Origin of the sequence: Winogradskyella vincentii (assembly GCF_020166345.1) — a bacterium.
Lineage (GTDB): Bacteria > Bacteroidota > Bacteroidia > Flavobacteriales > Flavobacteriaceae > Winogradskyella > Winogradskyella vincentii.
The window spans coordinates 39,502-53,233 of record NZ_JAIUJS010000008.1; the positions used below are offsets into that span (position 1 = coordinate 39,502).

Annotated in this window: 15 protein-coding genes; 9 read left to right on the forward strand and 6 right to left on the reverse strand. The window is 31.7% G+C overall.

Annotation, left to right across the window (positions count from 1 at the left end):
* Positions 1 to 2: 2 nt before the first annotated feature.
* The 6 genes from LBV24_RS12830 to LBV24_RS12855 all read right to left on the reverse strand — a co-directional run bounded on the left by LBV24_RS12830 (position 3) and on the right by LBV24_RS12855 (position 4,394).
* Positions 3 to 677, reverse strand: a complete 675-nt coding sequence (locus tag LBV24_RS12830) for an ABC transporter ATP-binding protein (protein WP_224479124.1) — start codon at positions 675 to 677, stop codon at positions 3 to 5.
* Positions 677 to 1,939: an ABC transporter permease gene (locus tag LBV24_RS12835; protein WP_224479059.1), complete on the reverse strand. Its 1,263-nt coding sequence runs from the start codon at positions 1,937 to 1,939 to the stop codon at positions 677 to 679. The genes LBV24_RS12830 and LBV24_RS12835 overlap by 1 nt, the downstream gene beginning before the upstream one ends.
* The gene (locus LBV24_RS12840; RefSeq protein ID WP_224479060.1) at positions 1,939 to 3,018 is read right to left on the reverse strand and encodes an efflux RND transporter periplasmic adaptor subunit; all 1,080 of its coding nucleotides are present in this window, start codon (positions 3,016 to 3,018) and stop codon (positions 1,939 to 1,941) included. The genes LBV24_RS12835 and LBV24_RS12840 overlap by 1 nt, the downstream gene beginning before the upstream one ends.
* 5 nt (positions 3,019 to 3,023) lie before the next feature.
* Positions 3,024 to 3,638, reverse strand: a complete 615-nt coding sequence (locus tag LBV24_RS12845; RefSeq protein WP_224479061.1) for a WG repeat-containing protein — start codon at positions 3,636 to 3,638, stop codon at positions 3,024 to 3,026.
* Between the two features lie 85 nt (positions 3,639 to 3,723).
* Entirely contained in the window at positions 3,724 to 4,023 is a 300-nt protein-coding gene (gene trxA, locus LBV24_RS12850; RefSeq protein WP_224479062.1) for a thioredoxin, read from the reverse strand.
* Positions 4,024 to 4,025: 2 nt separating this feature from the next.
* The gene (locus LBV24_RS12855; protein WP_224479063.1) at positions 4,026 to 4,394 is read right to left on the reverse strand and encodes a tellurite resistance TerB family protein; all 369 of its coding nucleotides are present in this window, start codon (positions 4,392 to 4,394) and stop codon (positions 4,026 to 4,028) included.
* A 141-nt stretch (positions 4,395 to 4,535) separates the two neighbouring features.
* Here LBV24_RS12855 and LBV24_RS12860 point away from each other — a divergent pair, with 141 nt between their 5' ends.
* The 9 genes from LBV24_RS12860 (at position 4,536) to LBV24_RS12900 (ending at position 13,719) form a co-directional block, all read left to right on the forward strand.
* Entirely contained in the window at positions 4,536 to 6,419 is a 1,884-nt protein-coding gene (locus LBV24_RS12860; RefSeq protein WP_224479064.1) for a sensor histidine kinase, read from the forward strand.
* Positions 6,412 to 7,461, forward strand: coding sequence for a response regulator (locus LBV24_RS12865; RefSeq protein ID WP_224479125.1), 1,050 nt, complete (start codon positions 6,412 to 6,414; stop codon positions 7,459 to 7,461). Before LBV24_RS12860 ends, LBV24_RS12865 begins: the two co-directional genes overlap by 8 nt.
* 77 nt (positions 7,462 to 7,538) lie before the next feature.
* Positions 7,539 to 8,387, forward strand: a complete 849-nt coding sequence (locus tag LBV24_RS12870; protein ID WP_224479065.1) for a universal stress protein — start codon at positions 7,539 to 7,541, stop codon at positions 8,385 to 8,387.
* Positions 8,388 to 8,393: 6 nt separating this feature from the next.
* Complete coding sequence (locus LBV24_RS12875; RefSeq protein WP_224479066.1) at positions 8,394 to 8,780, forward strand: hypothetical protein; 387 nt, start codon at positions 8,394 to 8,396, stop codon at positions 8,778 to 8,780.
* A gap of 475 nt (positions 8,781 to 9,255) precedes the next feature.
* Positions 9,256 to 10,107: a universal stress protein gene (locus LBV24_RS12880; RefSeq protein WP_224479067.1), complete on the forward strand. Its 852-nt coding sequence runs from the start codon at positions 9,256 to 9,258 to the stop codon at positions 10,105 to 10,107.
* A gap of 11 nt (positions 10,108 to 10,118) precedes the next feature.
* The gene (locus LBV24_RS12885) at positions 10,119 to 10,946 is read left to right on the forward strand and encodes a universal stress protein (RefSeq protein WP_224479068.1); all 828 of its coding nucleotides are present in this window, start codon (positions 10,119 to 10,121) and stop codon (positions 10,944 to 10,946) included.
* 77 nt (positions 10,947 to 11,023) lie between these two features.
* Entirely contained in the window at positions 11,024 to 11,425 is a 402-nt protein-coding gene (locus tag LBV24_RS12890; RefSeq protein WP_224479069.1) for a hypothetical protein, read from the forward strand.
* 70 nt (positions 11,426 to 11,495) lie between these two features.
* Positions 11,496 to 12,335, forward strand: a complete 840-nt coding sequence (locus LBV24_RS12895; RefSeq protein WP_224479070.1) for an ATP cone domain-containing protein — start codon at positions 11,496 to 11,498, stop codon at positions 12,333 to 12,335.
* A gap of 10 nt (positions 12,336 to 12,345) precedes the next feature.
* Entirely contained in the window at positions 12,346 to 13,719 is a 1,374-nt protein-coding gene (locus tag LBV24_RS12900) for an MBL fold metallo-hydrolase RNA specificity domain-containing protein (RefSeq protein ID WP_224479071.1), read from the forward strand.
* Positions 13,720 to 13,732: the final 13 nt, after the last annotated feature.

Consider the following 13,732-nt stretch of genomic DNA (forward strand, 5'->3'; position numbering starts at 1 on the left):
AATTAACTAATAATTCTGCCATCTCCCATAGTTATAATTCTGTCTGTTTGTTTTGCGAAATCTTCATCGTGCGTAACAATAAGTAAGGAGAGGTTTTGTTCGTCACTTAATTGTCTAAAAATATTAAAGACATTATCAGCATTGTGGCTATCAAGGTTGCCCGTAGGCTCATCGCCCATTATAATTGATGGATTGTTAATGAGTGCTCTTGCGATTGCAACACGTTGTTTTTCTCCACCAGAAATCTGAGATGCACGTTTAGTTGCGAGGTGCTCAATATTTAGTATTTTCAATTTGTCATGACCGTCTGAGATTATTTCTTCAATGGATTTCTCTCCCAATTTTTTTGCAGGTAGTATTACGTTTTCTAGAACTGAGAATTCAGGCAATAAATAATGAAACTGAAACACAAATCCGACGTACTTATTTCTAATATATGACAGCTCATTGCGTTCAGCCCCAGTTATAAGCTGATTGTTGAGTAATAATTCACCATCATAATCTGTATCCATTGTAGACAATATGTATAATAGCGTAGATTTTCCACAACCAGACTTACCCATAATTGAAGTGAATTCGCCTTTGTTTATCTTAAAATTAATGTCTTTAAGGACATGGAATAAAACAGGTTTTCTAAAATATTTGTTGATATGTCTTGCTTCTAAAATTGGTTCCATCATTGTCCTCTTATAATTTTAACTGGATCAATTTTTTCTGCCCTTTTAGATGGTAAATAACCCGCAATAAATGTAGATATCATTGCAAAACTAAAGCCTATAAGAAAGAATAATGGATTTAGATTTATGGGATAGGTCTCAATAGTTGGTAAGGCTTCCGTATTAAATGGCAATGTGCCTATAAAGTTGGCCAATCCAAAACCAATTAAAAGCCCTAAAATTCCGCCTACAAACCCAATAATCATTGCCTGACTCATAAATATAAGCTGAACGTCTCTGCCAGAGAAACCTGTGGCTTTGAGAATAGCAATATCATTCATCTTTTCATAGATTAACATATTAAGAATGTTATAAATCCCAAATCCGGCTACTATTAAAAGTGTGATGGAAACAGCATATGTAATTAGGTTTCTAACGGTTGTTCCTGTTTCAAATTGCGCATTTGCAGTTTGTATATCAATGGCTCTTAAATTAAACTGATTTTCAATTTCCTTGGATAATTGTGGTGCTATGTTAATATCATATAACTTTAGGTTTAAATCTGTGATATAGTTTTTTGGCTTTCCTAGAATCCGCTGAATCGTTTTTATATTAGTAAAGCTTTGTATGGCATCGACATCTGCTATACCACTTTGATAAATACCTACAATTTTTAATGGGAAGAAACCACCTTCAAGAGGACTGACCTGGACACGATCTCCAATTTTTAAAGACATTTTTTCTGCAATTCCAGCACCAATAATTATGCTGTTGTCAATATTGTTTAAAGCTGTAGCAGATCCTTCAATGATATAATTGTTGAGGTTAAAATGCTCAACTTCCTTAATGGGTTCAAAGCCGGTAAGGTTGCCGCCAATTTCAATAGAACCAGCGATATAAAATATCTGAGTTTTAATTTGAGGTAAAACAGCTTCAACATTGCTATTGTTAGACAAATAATCTATTATAGGCAAAACATTGTGAATTTTCTTCTGGGTTATTTTGGGCTTAATAGAATGAACAACTTTAATACTGTTATTGAGTTCTTCGTATAGACTTATAGGTTGTTGGTTAGAGGGTTTAATTTCATTATAAATATGAATTTGCGGAGTCTGATTTAATATGAGGTCATCTAACATAGTGTTTAAACCTGTCATAAAACATACTAAGGTAATGTAGGCACCTATACCAAAAGTGACTCCTAAAGCGGCAATGCTTGTCTGCTTTACCTTGGTTAGTAAATGAGTTTTAGCAATGTTTAAGATTAAATTCCAGTTAACCATTATTCTGGTTTGTAAATGATTGTGTTTTCTGAAATGCCTGATTTTATTTCTGCAAATTCCATACTCTGCAATCCAAGTTCCACAGTTTTTAAACCATCTTCTGTTGAGACTTTGTCGTTGTCAATCAAATAAGATTTTGGTATGGTTAAAACATTATCATGTTTGGCAATTATTATGTTAGCTTCACCAGAAAGTCCAGGGTAAAGCCTTTCAGGGACTTCAGTAAATATTGCCTCAACCAAAAAGGTTTGATTGCGAACATCCTTCTTAGGGTAAATTTTTGTAATTGATGCATCAAAAACGGTGTTATTATAAGCATCTAAGGTGACGAGTACTTTTTGCCCTAGGGTTATACTAATTATGTCAACTTCGTCTATAAGCATCTCAATGATAAAATTATTTCTGCTACCAATGGATGCAAGAGGTTCCTGTGTATTTACAATTTCTCCAGGTTCTTTGTATAATGCGTATAATTTACCATCAATCTTACTTTTAATAGTGAAATCTTTGGTGTTAATAAGAGAAGTTTCATAGTTGTTTTCGGCCTGTTTTAACAACACCTTTAATTCATTTTCTGTTCTCTTAAATTTATCTTTTAAAAGTTTTAATGAATTTTTAGATAGTTCATAATTTAATTTCTTGGTATCATACTGTGCTTTAGATCCTATATTTTGTTTCCATAAATTAGATTGTCTAAAATAATTAATGGAGTCGTCCTTAAACTTCAATTTGGCAGCTTCAATTTCATTTCTGATGTCATTTAATATAGTTGCTTCACCTTTATAGTTTTGATAAGCCAAATCTGCCGCAAGCCTATTGTTTTGCGCGTTAAGTTTGGGGGAATTATTTATAATTTGGAGTAATGGTTGATTTTTAATTACAATGTCACCTTCTTCAACTAAGTTTTCTTGCAAAATTCCAGAAACTATTGAATGTACCTGGTATAAGCTGTCTGGTTGAACTGTAACCGAAGCATATACGGATTCTGTAATTGAGTTTTTTGTAGCTGTAGTGTGTTCCTTATTATTTGAACAATCAAAGAATAGGATTAAAAAGAGAACTAAATAATATAATCTCATTAAAGTTATTGTTTATACTTTTTTATGGTCCAAGTATTATCCATGTTCTGAGTAGCAATTAAGTTGTCAGATATGAATTTTGATTTAATTCTAGGAGGTTTGCCTAAGAAGTTTTTTTCTAAGGTAACATGAGTTGGTTTTTTATTGAAATAATAAACAATTTCACCATTGATATCAATAGCAACTTCCATATAATCATATTCAATCATCTGTTTATCTAGAACATCATTTTTACCCAATACATTTTTGTAGAGCTTAATAACAGTGGCCTTACCATTTTTAAATTCAGTCGCATTTAAAAATTGTGGTTTTAAAATAGCATTACCCTTTTTATCAATATACCCGAAATAGGAAATACCTTCTTTCTCAGATGAGATTAAACATCGATCTGAATTAAAAACCGGGTACTTGTTTCCATTAATAGTAGAAACAACAACATCATTTCTAAAATCAACAAGTAGTTCACCTTCTTGGTTAATAAATGCCCATTTTTCACCTTTTTTAATAGCCATCACACCATCATGTATAGGTGAAATGAAATCTAATCCGCTTAAGGATTGTGCAAATACTGTTAACGGAATAATCAATAGTAAAACGGATAAACTCAGTGCTTTTTTCATGACATAAGCCTTTAAAATTATGGCTTAAATGTAAAATACGATGTCGTATTAAACAATGACTAAAATCACTCTTTATGGGTAATCCTTATTTTGTGTTTTTTATAACTGAAACAATATCAGATTTTTGTAATACACCAGATTGACGCCAGACTTGTTTTCCATTTTTAAATAAGAGCATTGTTGGGACACCTCTAACCTGATAAGTACTTGCGAGAGCTTGATTTTTATCCACATCTATTTTCACAATTTTAATATTGTCACCCAATTCATCCTTCACCTCTTTTAGTATTGGAGCTAACATTTTACAAGGACCGCACCAATCAGCATAGAAATCTACCAATACAGGTACTTGTGAATTAATTATTTTATTGAAACTAGATTTCATGATTATATCTTTTTAAATTCTAAATCCAATTTTGCGACATAGGTCAGTTCAGCTTTGTTGATTTTTGAAAATGCGTAAGCAATATCGTTTGCTGTTTTTAAAATCTTTGACCTGATATTTTTTTCAAACAAATCTGGGTTGTTATTTAAATATCCTACAAAGGATTTAAAACAAATGTCTGCTGATTTATTTTCACTTTGCAAATCGTTGAACTGCTTTTTAATGACTTCTAAATTTTTGTCTCCAACATGAAACCAATCACGTTCTAAACAACGTGATAACTCAGTATATTCCTCAAATGTAAGGTTGCCATCTGCCTTTGCAATTGCGTAAAATAAGGAGCCAATATTTTTGTAAAATTCTGATTTCATATGGTCTAATAAATTTAATAAAAAGCTAACTATTTACAGTTGAAGTTAATACAAATTTGAAAGGTTGAATGTGATAATTGTCATGATTTAACTAGGTCTTAATTCATACATTTATTAATAAGGCTTAATACATTTTGTTGTATGCTAAGACAAGACCAGGAAATATTCAACATTCTTTTAGAAACCGTTTCTGAAGCGGTGGTGATTGTTAACCAAGATCAGAAAATCGTTGAGGTTAATAGATCCGCAGAGGTAATTTTCGGTTATGATAACGAAGAAATTAAAGGAAAGCCATTAAATGTATTAATGCCATCTAATTATCATGATTCCCATAAGGTTCATTTTAAAAATTTTATTGAACAGATGGGCAATAAAAAGATGGCAAAATCCATGGACGTTTTTGGGCTCAATAAGCTTGGTGACATAATTCCAATTGAAGTACAACTAAATCCTTTTAAAATTTATGATAAGACCTATGTAATGGCCTTAATTAAGGATGTTACTAAACAGAAGGAAACAGAGTTAGACTATATGCTAAGAAGCAAGGCTTTGGAGTCAGCAAGCAATGGAATAATAATTACTGATGCGTTAAGACCAGATAACCCTATAATATATTGTAACAAAGCTTTTATAAAACTTACAGGTTATTCCAATAAAGAAGTGGTCCATAAGAATTGTAGATTTTTACAAGGTGAAGACCGAGAACAAAAAGAACTTGATAAACTAAGAAGAGCCATTAAAAATGGGAAAAGTTGCCTGGTAACTCTTCGAAATTATAGAAAAGATGGGAGTCTATTCTGGAATGATCTTTATATCACACCAATAACAAACAATGACGGGATAATTACCAACTATATCGGAATTCAAAATGATGTTACTGAACGTGTAAAATCAGAGCAAGAAAGAAGTCATTTCGCAACAATATTCAATGAAAGTTTAAATGAGATATATGTATTTGATGCTAAAACATTATTGTTTTTATCAGCTAATACAGGCGCCTTAAAAAATTTAGGCTATTCAGAGGATGAATTGAAAAAAATGACACCTTTCGATTTAAAGAATGAAGTAGATGAAGAAAGTTACCGAAAAGCATATTTTGATCCATTAACAACTAAAGCAACAGAGAAAGTTGAATATGAAACCATACATGTAAGAAAAGACGGTAGTATATACCCTGTTAATGTACATTTACAGCTGTCCTATCTAAGCGGTAAACCTGTTTTAGTTGCCATTGTTCTTGATATTACGGAACAAAAGAATTACCTGCAAAAACTTGAGAATACTGTTAAAGAAAGAACAGAGCAGTTAAGAATAGCATTGAGCAAGGAAAAAGAGCTTAATGAACTTAAAACTAAATTTTTATCTCTTGTGTCACATGAATTTAAAACACCGCTAAGCGGTATTTCTACTTCAGTGATGTTGCTAGAAAAGTATCAGAAAGAAACTGAGCAAAAAAAACGAGAAAAGCACTTAAATACTATTAAGGAAAAAGTGCAGTATTTAAATGCAATTTTAAATGATTTTCTATCTATTGAGAGACTAGAATCAGGCACTGTTAATTATAAAATAAGTGACTTTAATTTAAGCAAGGTTATAAACGAGGTGGTTTATAATGCCAATATGCTTTTAAAAGAAGGACAGCATATAAAATACCCAATTAACATTGATCATATGACCATGCGTCAAGATGAAAGGATATTAGAACTGATTTTATCCAATGTTGTGCTTAATGCCATTAAATACTCAGCCGAAAATACATGTATTGATATTACAATTGAGCAAAACAAAAACAATACAAAAATTAGGGTTAAAGATGAAGGCGTTGGTATTCCAAAAGAAGATTTGGAGAATGTATTCACACGCTATTTTAGAGCTGAAAATGTTGTAAATATTAGAGGAACAGGTATTGGTCTCAACATTGCTAAAACACATGCCGAAAACTTAGGAGGTGAAATTACTTTACAAAGTGAAGAAAATAAAGGAACAACAGTAACGATTAATATACCATCTAGATATGATAGCTAAACTATTACTTATAGAAGATGATATAGTATTAAGAGATAATACTGCAGAATTATTGGAGTTATCTGATTACAATGTGATTAAGGCCTCTAATGGTAAAGAAGGGCTGAAACTTGCAATGACTAATCCTCCTGATCTTATAATATGTGATATTATGATGCCAGAAATGGATGGTTATGAAGTTTTAGAAAAATTATCCAAAAACAAAAAATTAAAGTTCACACCGTTTATTTTTCTATCAGCCAAGACAGAACATCAAGATGTTAGAAAAGGTATGAATATGGGTGCAGACGATTATATAACAAAACCATTTACTGAAGATGAACTTTTAAGTGCAATTAAAAGTAGACTTGCCAAAGCTACAATATTAGAACAAAGACGAGGTTTAAATCAATATGTCGATGAAGATGAAGAGGAATTACGATCATTAAATGATCTTAAGAATTTCTTTGATGATTATGGTGAAGAATTCAAATACGATAAGAATGAAATCATTTATAACGAAGGTGATCATTCAAACTACATTTATTTAATAACAAAAGGTGCGGTTAAATGCCATAAGTTAGATGACCAAGGAAAAGAATTAACAATAGCACTTTACAAAGAGGACGATTTATTTGGTTACACATCCTTTACACACAATTTACCGCACAAGGAGACAGCAACGGCAATAAAAGAAACGCAATTGATGGGTATATCCATCCTTCAGTTATCTAGTATTTTAGATAGTAACCATAGAGTTGCAATTGCTCTTATAGATCTGCTTACAGATGATTTGTGCAATACAAAAGAGCAACTATTGCAAATGGCTTATAGTTCTGTAAATAAAAAAACAGCCAGTACAATTGTGCAGTTTGCAGAACATATAAATCGCAAACCTGAAGACCCAATAAAAATTTCCAGAAGTGATTTGGCAAGTGTAGCTGGTGTAGCAACAGAAACCTTTATAAGAACACTTACAAATTTTAAAAATGACGGAATTATAAAATCAGAAGGCAGAAATATTGTTGTGTTAGATTTAGAACGATTAAAGGAAATAGAATAGAAACGCAGTTTAATGACTGTCGTCATTTTAGAGCTACTAAAAAGAAATTACATTAGTTCTCTTAAATCAATATAATTATGAAGAGTGTACTTCTGCCCACTGATTTTTCTGAAAATTCTTGGAACGCTATTGAGTATGCACTTGAATTTTTAAAAAGGGAACCGTGCGTATTTTATTTACTTCATGTAAACACCATGAGTAACGCTATTTTAAACGATCCAACTTATATAAGTACTGAAGATGTCATTGAAGAAGTTTACGTTAAACCGTCCAAGGTGAAGTTGCATAAGCTGTTAAAACGTATTTCGAAAATTTCAGATAAAGATTATCATAGGTTTTATTCCATTGTAGATTATGGGTTCTTTATTGATTCCATAAGAAGACAAATTGAAGAAAAGAATATAGATTTAATAGTCATGGGCACAAAAGGAGCTTCAGGACTTAAAAAAATTGTGATTGGCAGTAATGCCGGCGATGTAGTTGTTAAAGTTAAATGTACAACACTTGTAGTGCCTGAAAATGCAGTTTATGATGGTATATCTGAGGTAGCTTTCCCTACTGATTTTTCATCTCACAACAATTTTGAAACCTTAAAGCCTTTGGTTGATCTTGTTGAGGAAAGAGATTCTAAACTATCTGTACTGCATGTAAATGGATCCAATCAAAGCCTTAATGAAGAACAAGAAAACGGTAAAGAATTTATTAAAGATTTATTTGGTGAATATGAGCATAAGTTTTTCTTCCTTTCAAACAAAAAGTTAGAGGATGCTGTACAGTGCTTTACAGAAAGTAGAGAGGTTGATATGATTGCAATGGTTGCAAAGAATCTTAATTATTTTCAACAAATATTATTTCATTCAAGAGTAGAGAATATTACATATCATACAAATATTCCTTTCTTAGTATTACACGAAACAACTAATTAAACTATTATGGATGTATCAGTAACTTTTGCAAAATTTTGGGGTTGGTATCTTATTATTTTCTTTTTAATATTAAGCTTAAATCCAAAACGTATCAAACAGATTTTTGAGGATCTTAAAGACCAAAAGTTTCTCATTTTGTTTTCATTCTTAGCAATAATTGTAGGGTTGATCAATATCATTTTTCATAATATTTGGGAGGCTAATTTTAAAATTATCATAACCTTAATCGGTTGGTTTTCGCTAATAATTGGCTTAGGCTTATTTATTTTCCCTGTTAGGACTGTTAGTTGGCTCCAGGTAACCAATGTAAAATTTGTACAGGTTATTTATACGCTCTTATTTTTAGTTGGTTTGTTCTTATTAAATGAAGTATATAATCTAATTCCTTTTTAAAATTGACGATTGTCATTTTTAGTTAGTTCATAAAGCATTATGTTTATTTAATATTAAGGTTTGGGAGTTCCTTAATGTTATTTTGCTATTAATCATGAAGAGAACCAGATTTGCTAAAATCTGGTTCTCTTTGTTAAGATAATTCAACATTTCTAAAACTGATTAAAATCATTTTAGAATTTAGCATTTTATTCTACTTTGAGAGTTGTTAAAAGGGGGCTTTTAATAACATAATTAAGGGGCTGTGTGAGTTTATGATAAAGCTCAAAGTACTTTCAGTTTTCTTAAGATAAAAGATATCTTTAAACTGCTACGAAAGCAATATCATAAAATTATAATGTTCGGTGAAACAGGGAGCGTAAGCTCCCTGTTTTGGTCTTTTTAAGTATCTTATAGTAATTATCTAGATGACATATATCATTGTAATAAAGGTGATTAAGATATAGTTTTATGGTTCAATTTAATTGATACAATTATGAAAAATGTGCTTATTCCAACTGATTTTTCAAAAAACGCAATGAATGCAATTCGATTTGCATTAGAGTTTTTTAAGTATGATAACTGCGAATTCTATTTTTTGCATACATATGAAGACGAAGTTTACGAAAAGCACAATATTGCCGAAGAAGTTTCCTTTGATAAGATTAAGGAGGATGCAAAAATCAAATCTGAAGAGAATTTAAATAGCTTGTTTAAAGAAGTAACTTCACTTGCGCCTCATAAAAGATTTAAACATCACTTAATATCTGCTTACAATTCTATTTTAGATGAGGTTGATAAAATTGTAATTGACAAGAACATAGATTTAATTGTAATGGGCACAAAAGGAGAAGGCTCAAATCATGCCTATGCTTTTGGCAGTAACACATTACAAGTTTTAAAATATGTTGCTTGTCCAGTTTTAGTAATCCCAGAATTTTGCAAATATGAACAACCAAAGAAAGTACTTTTTCCAACTAATTTCTTAATTCCTTATAGGAGAAGAGAGCTGAAGTTGTTAAATACTATGCTTAAGCCTTTTAGGTCTATGGTTGATGTATTGTATATAGCTAAATATAGTAATCTCTCCAGGCGACAAATAGATAATAGAGAGTTCCTTGTAGAGGAATTGGACGGTTTAGAATTAAAATTTGAAACTGTAGATAAGAAGGATGTCTCCAAAGCAATTATACATCATATTAAGACTTATGAAATTGACTTATTAGTAATGGTGAATACTAGACATTCCTATTTAGAGGATATGCTCTATAGATCTAAGGTTGATGATATTTCATTACACACTGATATTCCATTTTTAGCACTTCAAAATGTAAGAAGGACCATTTAAAACTGATTAAAATGAAAAAAATACTTTTGCCAACAGATTTCTCAGATAATTCTTGGAGCGCTATTGTATATGCACTTAAACTTTTCCAAGAAGAGTATTGTACGTTTTACGTTTTAAACTCTATTGCCTTGAAGGCATCTACAATGTCTAATTTTTCAAATACTCTTTTAAAGAAAATGAAGGACAATGCCCTTATTGAACTACTTGAAATAAGAGATCAATTGATTTCCTCTGATGCCAATGCAAATCATGAGTTTCATACGGTATTGAGCATGCATGATTTAATTGATGCAATTGATGCGGAAGTTAAACAGAATAACATTGATTTAATTGTTATGGGAACCAAAGGTGCTACTGGAGCAAAGGAAATATTTATTGGTAGCAATACGGTTAGAGTCATTAAAAAAATACAGAATTGTCCAATATTATTGGTTCCAGATGAGCATGATTTTGTTTCGCCGAGACAAATTGCTTTTCCGACAGATTTTAAACATAAATATACAGTTGAGCAATTAGCTCCATTAATTGATATGGCAGAACTGTATAATTCTAAAATAAGGATATTACACATTAATGAAGAGGAAAAATTAAGTAATAAACAAGAACTTAATTATGAGAATTTAAAAGAGAAACTTAGTGATTATAGATCGTCATTTCATTGGATGCCAGACTACAGTACAAAAGAAGTTGAGATTAATGAGTTTATATCAGAATTAGAGATTGACCTTTTAGCCATGGTAAATAACAAGCACAGTTGGCTAGAAAAAATAACACATGAACCAGTTATTAAAAAGATTGGATTTCAACCATTAATTCCATTTTTGGTGATTCCGGCCTAAAGTGATTGATATCATTGTTAGAGGTACTATTACAACCTAAATTTAGATTGTAACAATTTATAATATTAAATGCAGAAATGAAAAATAAAGGAATTTGGATTGATAAGGAAAAGGCGCATATTGTAACAGTTCTAGAAAAAGACACAAAGATGGTAACAATATTGGCTGAGGATAATGTTGAACAATCATTTGAAGTTGAACGGCCAGGTGGTGCACAAGAAATAATAAAGGATCGTAAAGTTCTGGAGCGAGAAAAACTAAGAATAAATAGTTTTATAAAATCATTAGTTCCAAAATTAAAGGACACAAAAAATATTCTTGTATTAGGTCCGTCAATGATGTGCCAAAAGTTTGCCAAAGTATTGGGTAACAATTATCCAATTATAGGCGCCAAAATAAAGGAAGTAAGAAAGGCTGATAAGATGACAGAAAATCAATTAAAAGCCTTGGTAAAAGATTACTTTTCGCCATTAGGTTAAGCGGCGATTTGGTTAGTTTGGGGAGTTGCCAGGGCAATACGTTGCCCTGGCAACATAATTCTTAATGGTTATGAAAAACGACAATTTTGAAGTAATAAAATCTAGCGGTAAACGTGTAAAGTTTTCTTTAAGCAAATTAAGATCCTCTTTAAAAAGAAGTGGAGCCAGCAAAGAAACAATAGACGCAATAATTGATAAGGTTAGAGATGAGCTATATCAAGGTATTTCAACCAAAGAGATTTATAATAGAGCTTTTGCATTGCTGAAGAAGAAAAAAAGTTACCTGGCTTCAAAATACAAATTAAAAAAGGCAATTTATGAGCTTGGACCAACAGGATTTCCTTTTGAAAGATTCATTCAGGAAATACTTCGTTACTCAGGATATGACACCTCAGTAGGCGAGGTAGTAGAAGGGAAATGTGTCTCGCACGAAATTGATGTTATTGCAAACATAGATAATGAAACTATTATCATTGAGTGTAAGTTTCATGGTGAGCAAGGCTTAAACTGTAATGTTAAAGTACCGTTATATATCAACTCTAGATATGAGGACATTAAAGCGAGTTGGAAGGCAAATGGTAACAGTACGCAACTAAAAAATTGTTGGGTGGTTACGAATACGAGGTTTTCAGAGGACGCGGTACAATATGGTCGCTGTTCTGGTTTGTATTTGTTGAGTTGGGATTATCCTAATAATGAAAGTTTAAGAGATAGAATTGATAGACTTGGTCTATATCCAATTACAGTTTCTACATTGCTGACAAAACGAGAAAAACAGTTTTTATTGAGTCGAAATATTGTTTTATGCAGACAACTTTTAGGAGATGTGTTTTATCTAGATCATTTAGGTATTTCTGAAGTCAGAAAAGAAAAAATTCTATTAGAGATTGAAGCCTTATGTACAACTTGATAATCTACCTATGAAACGAATAGTTAAGGTCAATTTTTTAGGAGGTGCAGGCACAGTTACAGGTTCTAAGTTTTTACTAGAAACATCTGAATGCAATTTAATGATAGATTGTGGGATGTTTCAGGGTCTAAAGGAACTCAGAGAATTGAATTGGGTTGATTTACCAGTAGATGTTCCCAGAATTGACTTAGTCCTTTTAACGCATGGACATCTAGATCATGTAGGTTATATGCCTCGACTTATAAAGCAAGGGTTTAAGGGTGAAATAATTGGAACATCACCAACTTTGGCAATAGCAGAAATAATTTTAAGAGATAGCGCAAAGATTCATGAGGAAGAAGCAAAAAAAGCCAACAAAGAAAAGTACACCAAACATAATCCTGCTCTTCCATTTTACACTATAAATGAGGCAGAAAAAACTATTAAGTACTTTAAATCTGTTGAATTAGATAGTTGGGTTCAGTTGTCTGAAAATATATCAGTAAGATTTCAATATAATGGACATATTATAGGTTCAACATTTATTGAATTAGAAATTAATGGTAAACGCCTAGTGTTCTCAGGTGATGTTGGAAGAAAGAATGATTATTTATTGAGTAATCCCAAAAAACCACAATGGGCAGACTACTTATTTGTAGAAAGCACTTATGGAGATAAACTCCATCCGGAGCAAGATGTAGAAATTGTTCTCGCTGATCTTGTTAAAAAAACACTTCAAAATAGAGGTAACTTGATAATACCAAGTTTTGCTGTGGAAAGGCTTCAAACCTTAATGTACATACTCTGGAAACTGTATAAGCAAAATAAAATTCCAGATATTCCAATATTTATTGATAGTCCAATGGGAAAAAACGTGTTGGATGTTTTTAAGTATTATCCAAATTGGCATAAGTTACCAGAATCTGAGTATTATGCCATGTGCAATCACATAAATATTGTTAGTTCCTACAAGGAAACTTGGGAGACAATAGACGATAGAAGGGCAAAGGTCGTTATTGCCGGTAGTGGTATGGTAACCGGAGGAAGGGTGCTTACATACTTACAACAGTATATTGATGAGCCCTCAACAACAGTTTTATTGGTTGGTTACCAAGCCGAAGGAACCCGTGGACGCCAGCTGATTGAAGGTGCACACGAAATAAAATTCTTTGGTAAGTATTATCCAATTAAAGCAAAAGTTGAACACATAGAGAGCCTATCTGCCCATGCCGATCAAGGAGAACTTATGGACTGGTTAGATGAAATAAAAAACATACCAGAACAGGTTTACCTTATACACGGTGAGTCTAATGCGCTTAATGCTTTTAGAGTTAAGCTTGAAACTATTAATAAATGGCGTGTAAAAATTCCAAAATTAACAGATATAGACCAGCTAATTATTTAAAAGTAAACTGATT

Excerpts from the sequence above, each read along its gene's own strand:
- LBV24_RS12875 (WP_224479066.1), top strand. The coding sequence starts at position 8,394 with ATGGATGTATCAGTAACTTTTGCAAAATTTTGGGGTTGGTATCTTATT.
- LBV24_RS12845 (WP_224479061.1), bottom strand. The coding sequence starts at position 3,638 with ATGAAAAAAGCACTGAGTTTATCCGTTTTACTATTGATTATTCCGTTA.
- LBV24_RS12840 (WP_224479060.1), bottom strand. The coding sequence starts at position 3,018 with ATGAGATTATATTATTTAGTTCTCTTTTTAATCCTATTCTTTGATTGT.
- LBV24_RS12885 (WP_224479068.1), top strand. The coding sequence starts at position 10,119 with ATGAAAAAAATACTTTTGCCAACAGATTTCTCAGATAATTCTTGGAGC.
- LBV24_RS12835 (WP_224479059.1), bottom strand. The coding sequence starts at position 1,939 with ATGGTTAACTGGAATTTAATCTTAAACATTGCTAAAACTCATTTACTA.
- LBV24_RS12855 (WP_224479063.1), bottom strand. The coding sequence starts at position 4,394 with ATGAAATCAGAATTTTACAAAAATATTGGCTCCTTATTTTACGCAATT.
- trxA (WP_224479062.1), bottom strand. The coding sequence starts at position 4,023 with ATGAAATCTAGTTTCAATAAAATAATTAATTCACAAGTACCTGTATTG.
- LBV24_RS12880 (WP_224479067.1), top strand. The coding sequence starts at position 9,256 with ATGAAAAATGTGCTTATTCCAACTGATTTTTCAAAAAACGCAATGAAT.
- LBV24_RS12890 (WP_224479069.1), top strand. The coding sequence starts at position 11,024 with ATGAAAAATAAAGGAATTTGGATTGATAAGGAAAAGGCGCATATTGTA.
- LBV24_RS12830 (WP_224479124.1), bottom strand. The coding sequence starts at position 677 with ATGGAACCAATTTTAGAAGCAAGACATATCAACAAATATTTTAGAAAA.
- LBV24_RS12870 (WP_224479065.1), top strand. The coding sequence starts at position 7,539 with ATGAAGAGTGTACTTCTGCCCACTGATTTTTCTGAAAATTCTTGGAAC.
- LBV24_RS12900 (WP_224479071.1), top strand. The coding sequence starts at position 12,346 with ATGAAACGAATAGTTAAGGTCAATTTTTTAGGAGGTGCAGGCACAGTT.
- LBV24_RS12860 (WP_224479064.1), top strand. The coding sequence starts at position 4,536 with ATGCTAAGACAAGACCAGGAAATATTCAACATTCTTTTAGAAACCGTT.
- LBV24_RS12895 (WP_224479070.1), top strand. The coding sequence starts at position 11,496 with ATGAAAAACGACAATTTTGAAGTAATAAAATCTAGCGGTAAACGTGTA.